Genomic DNA, 5436 nt, shown 5'->3' on the forward strand with positions numbered 1-5436 from the left:
GGCTGACTTTATTAATAAATTCAATGGAACTTCATTAATATCTGCTAAAAATATTCTTCTTCATGCCGGTGAAGTTATTGGCATGGGATATCTTAAGGTCGAAAATGATCTGTCAGTAATAGCCGAACGTGAAATTAATGTTAACCGAGACATTCTGGAGGCAAAGAAAAATCTGACACTAATTGCAGGGAAAGTTACCTCGACCTCTAAAGTAGAGCTGAAAGGAGAAAATGTTGAGCTTATCGTGCACGAAGGTGACCTCAATATGGGAATGCGGACAAGCGATAGTTCGGAGATTTCAATCTCGGCTTATAATAATTTGCGGATTTCAGCTGGTAATGATCTGGATTTTTCCAGAACCCAGTTAGATAAGTTACATAATATTACGTTAAGTGCGGGGCATAACCTTAATGCTATCCAAGGTAAATTGAACGCTACGGGTAATATTAATCTGTTTGCTGGAAATGATTTAATTTTACAGGGAGCTAATATCAATGCTGATCAACAGGTCATGTTAAGTGCCAATGGAAAAATGGATCTAGGAAATGTTAAGGCTAAAACTGATTTAAATGTAGGGGCCAAAGAACTTTGTATCGGGCAAAATGTTAAAGTTCATACTGAACGGGATATTGTTCTGGCAAGCAGTATACTTGATAACAAAGGTAGTATAATTGCAGGTCAAGATATGCGTATATTTGGAGATAAAGTATACAATATAGGTGATAATGCACTTTTACAAGCCAATAATAATATGTGGATACAGAAAGATGCTCAGGGTAATAAAGGTCAGTTAGTCGAGAATAGATCTGCGACGATAAAAACTGTGAATGGGGATTTGGTTGTTAGGACAAAGGAGCTGAATAATACTCGCAATAGCTTTGTTATGCAAAATAAGCAAGTAACGCCAGATTTTACAGACAGAGATATGACTATTTTTAGTGATATAAATATTTGGGGCGCACCTTATACTATAACAGCAGAGTTGACTCCACTGCCTGAAAAATGGTTTGGGCATGCCTATTTTAGTGGTCTTGGCTTTGAAAAGGACGGAACAGGAAAAGCTTATTTAAATAATAGCAGAATTAAAAGTATGGTATTAGAAAATTCTCATCCAGGTCTTATTTCCTCTGGAAGAAATGCTTACATTAACAGTAATAATTTATCCAATAAAATAAGTCAGATTGAGGCTAAAAAAGATATCTTTCTGGCCGGAAATAAATTTATTAATGAAAGCAAAAGAAAAAGTTCACTAAATAATTTTATTATTTATGATCTTAAACTTGAGCCGATACCAACAGTATATCCTTATAAAAAATCAGGCGAAATTAAGACCTTGAATGATGAGGAAAATGCCATTGAGCCAGCAAGCATAATCGCGAAAGGAAGCATTGTTACTGATTTCAAAGACAGTATCAATATTAATACCGCTCTCCCTTATGACGTTAAAACGGTCTCAGAAGTTAATCTTAAAGAACGACCAGAAACATTATCAGCAGAAAATATTATTCTCCATGCGGGACAAATTAATATTACTGATAAAATAAAGGCAACTAATGCATTAGATATTATATCTGAAAAGGATATTAATCTTAATGATGCATCACTGCTGTCATCAAATAATCTATCTATGACAGCCATCAATAATATTAACTCTCTGCAAAGTAAGGTAAAAGGAAAAGATATTACCCTTATAAGCCGTAATGGCGATATACGTTTCCAGAGTAGTGAAAAACCCGGTTATTTTAATGCAGATAATACCCGTAGAATGAGTACATTAGGTGCTAATGGTAATTTAACAATCAACACCGGTAAAAATCTACTTTTACAAAATACATATTTAACCCCAAGTACTCATATCTCTCTGACAGCAAATAATGATATTGCAATAGAAAACAATGCCTTACTATCCCCACGACAAACTGGTCCTATGCATCCAGACCAATGGGATAAAAATCTACTGAATGCTATTTTGCCTGAACAAGAGAAGGCAAATTTTAAGCCTCTATTACCAATGACAGGCGTTTTAGCTGCCGCAGAGTCATTGATGATTAATGCTGGTGGTAATCTTTTCACTAAAGGCGCTTTTATATCAGCCGGAAAAGATGTTTATTTAAGTGCGGCAAAGCATATTGGGCTCAATTCTCGTGAACTGATTTTTCATAGACTAGAAGAGTTTTTCTTATTGGGTAATTATGTTCCACCTTTAAGTTCAATGGAGTTAGGTAGCAGAATCACGGCGAAGAATAACATCAGCATAATTAGTGGTGGAGATATTAACGGGAAAGCCGTTCAAATACAGGCAAACGGAAACACATTATTATCCGCAGGAAGTAATATCACATTACCTTTCCTTACTTATGTTTATTCCCCAATTCAATATCGCAATGATAACGACAAAGAGAATCTCCATTTCATGGCTCAAATTCGGGGGGATAAAAAACTGACAATAGCGGCAAATGGCGCTATCACCACAATGGGTTCTAAATTAACTTCGGGTGGTGACGTCATACTTTCCTCCGGTGGCAATATGCGCTTCGAATCAGTGCAAAATCATACTTATCGGGAAAACGGCAGTGAATCTACCGAATCAGTGACTCAGAATGGCACTGAATTGACCAGCGGCGGCATACTGACGGTTATTTCAAACGGCAGCATTCTATTCCAGGCCACCAAACTAACGGCCAAAGGTGCAATGGATGTCGCAGCGAAAGGCGGTTATCTGTACGCCCAGGCAATGGAAGAATCTAGCCACTATGAGAAAACAGAAACCAAACGTAAATGGTATGGTAAAAAGAAAACCACCACACGTACCCGTCATGATGTCACCAACAAGGTCACTGAATTTACCGCTGGCGGTGATATCAATCTGTTAAGCCAGGATGACAGCACCTATGAAGCCAGTAAAATTGCGACTGATAAAAATGCCAAACTGACCAGTACTCACGGTAAAGTCAATTTCAAAGCGGTCAAAAACAGTACCTTTGAGCAGACGATTACCCATTCCAAAGGCTTTTATATCAAGCAGACAGATAAAGGTTATACCGAAAACAAATGGGTGCTTCCTGCTATTCATATCGGCGGAAAATTTACCGTGGAGGCGGCCAAAGGGATTAGCGCGGATATCAAAGCCCAAAATGGTCAATCGTTACAGAATGCGGTATCAGTATTCGGCAATACGCCGGAAACCGCCTGGCTGAAAGGACTCAATGAACGTAAAGACGTTCAATGGAATTTAGTCAAAGATGCCTATGACAGTTGGGATTATAAAAGCCAGCACCTGAATCCGGTGGTCTCTGCGGTTATCGCAATTGCAGTCGCCGCTGCGACAGCGGGGGCCGGATTAACGGTTTCGGTTGCCGGATCAGCCGCCAGTACCGCGGGTTCAGCCGCCACGGCAGCGGGCGCTACTGCCAGCACTGCCGCCGCCATGAGTTCAGTGGCTTACGGCGCGACGGCTTCCGGCATGGCCGCACTCGCTTCTCAGGCAGCAGTAGCTTTAGTGGGTAATCAAGGTGACTTATCCAAAACCTTAAAAGTGATGGGAAGCAGCGACACCGTTAAATCAACTATCACATCAATGGCGATTGGTGGCGCACTGGCGGGTTTTGATAACGTCATGGGATGGGATAAAGCCGCCAATGGCGCTCAAATTGACCCGGCAAAAGCGACATTGCCTAAACTGAGCAACGGCGACTGGAGCAAAGTGGCTCAACGGGTAGCGGGTCAATCCATTATCAGTTCCAGCCTTGGTACAGCCATCAATGGCGGTAGTTTTAAGGACAATTTTACTACCGCATTACTTGCCAATATTGGCAGCCAGATTAACGCCGAAGGTGCCGGATTGATTGGAAAAAACGGTCAGGTGTTAGGTTTACCCGGAAAAGCTATCAGTCATGCGGCGGTTTCTGCCCTTGCTGCGGAAATTGGCGGCGGTGATGCCAAAGGGGCAGCAGCGGGCGCATTAGCGGCAGAACTGGCCGCGATAACATTGGATAAAACATTCAATGATCCAATGAAAATTCAGGCGGGCGGCAAAATCATCGGCAGCGTCGCAGGCGCCATTGCGACCAACAGCGCCAAAGGGGCTAATAGTGGGGCTAATGCTGGAGAAATTGTTATTCTCTTTAACCACCTGAACTCCATGAATGCCTACAATCTGGTCAGAGAACTCCAGGAAGCCAATAAGCAAGGAGCGCCTACCGAAGCAATCTGGAACAAATACAACAAACTGAGCACTACACAACGGGCAGAAATGTTGTCTCACTGTGCCGGGAACGGTGGGTTATGCACACTGACCTATCAGGCCGAAATGGACGGTGGGATAAAAACAGCGGATGCCATCAGTGGTCTGAGATGGATGTTTGGCCTATCAGAAGAAGATTCCCATCGTATCAGTCATTTTGTGACGACAGAAAATCAGAACGATTTAGGGCTGTTGTATAACTCGCTACCCGCTTGGGAAAAAGGTGCACTAATAGCCAAAGAGGCAGTAGAATCTGCCGGTATTGGTGGTGCTATCAGCAGCAAAGCTTCGGTTGCTTCGATTGTTGGGAAGAGTCGTCATGTTGGCAACACAATAGGCTCAAGCATTAATGTTGAACATGTTTTTCATGGTGAAATAAACCGAAGAGGAAATGCAGTAGGTTTTCACCATGAGGCGGGGATCGGTTACCAAGGAAAAGCGCGCATTACTGAAATCATAGCTCCTCCAAATGCTCAAGGCGTCTATCGCGGAAGAGTTGAAGTATTGAACTCGCAAACGGGTCAATGGGTTCAGAAAGGACCAATATCATCATTCTTCCCACAATCTTGGAATCGTCAGCAGGTGATGTCAGAAATTAAGGGGGCATTTAAAAATTCCACTGCACAAGGTAGTAAGTGGGAGGGGAGATCACCAAGTGGAGTGAAAATTGGTGGTTATTTAGATAAAAATGGAAACATTAATACGGCATATCCTATTTATGAGCCTTAAACAACAAATGAAATTTTACATTGATAAAGATGGTTATTGTAGCGTTGACGCAGACGAAGAAAATCGTCTTGTTGAATGGTTTTTGAAAGATGATATTCAAGGTTGTTTACATACTGCTAACGAATATATCGCAGCATGTAATTCTGTAGAAAATGGGCAAAATCCAAAATGGGAAGGTACAGGCAATGCCCATACTGTAACCATCAAGCCGGATGGTGTCGAAATTTTTAACGAATACACAGAAGAAAGCCTACAGATTGCAACCATAGAAGAATTTAAAGGTTATCTTGAGAGGTGGAAGGAATTACTTCTGAGTAGAGAATAAACATCAAAAAGCCGGAAGATCTTCGTGATCTTCCGGCTTTGTTCTTTGTTACCGTGACGAAAACCCATGATAGGCCAGCGTTTCGGGAGTGTTAGAAATTCTGTGTCATTCCAGTAATATATCTCAAAAAGGAATGATA

General features: G+C 41.5%; 2 protein-coding genes. Both read left to right on the forward strand.

What is annotated here, in order from left to right:
• Positions 1-82 precede the first annotated feature (82 nt).
• Positions 83-4972 (forward strand): DUF637 domain-containing protein, encoded by a 4890-nt coding sequence (locus BA1DRAFT_RS20950; RefSeq protein WP_235201199.1) that lies wholly within the window; start codon positions 83-85, stop codon positions 4970-4972.
• Positions 4962-5297 carry a hypothetical protein gene (locus BA1DRAFT_RS20955; protein ID WP_235201200.1) on the forward strand — a complete coding sequence of 112 codons (336 nt, stop codon included), beginning with the start codon at positions 4962-4964 and terminating at the stop codon, positions 5295-5297. The genes BA1DRAFT_RS20950 and BA1DRAFT_RS20955 overlap by 11 nt, the downstream gene beginning before the upstream one ends.
• Positions 5298-5436: the final 139 nt, after the last annotated feature.

Origin of the sequence: Photorhabdus aegyptia (assembly GCF_000612035.1) — a bacterium.
Classification (GTDB): domain Bacteria; phylum Pseudomonadota; class Gammaproteobacteria; order Enterobacterales; family Enterobacteriaceae; genus Photorhabdus; species Photorhabdus akhurstii.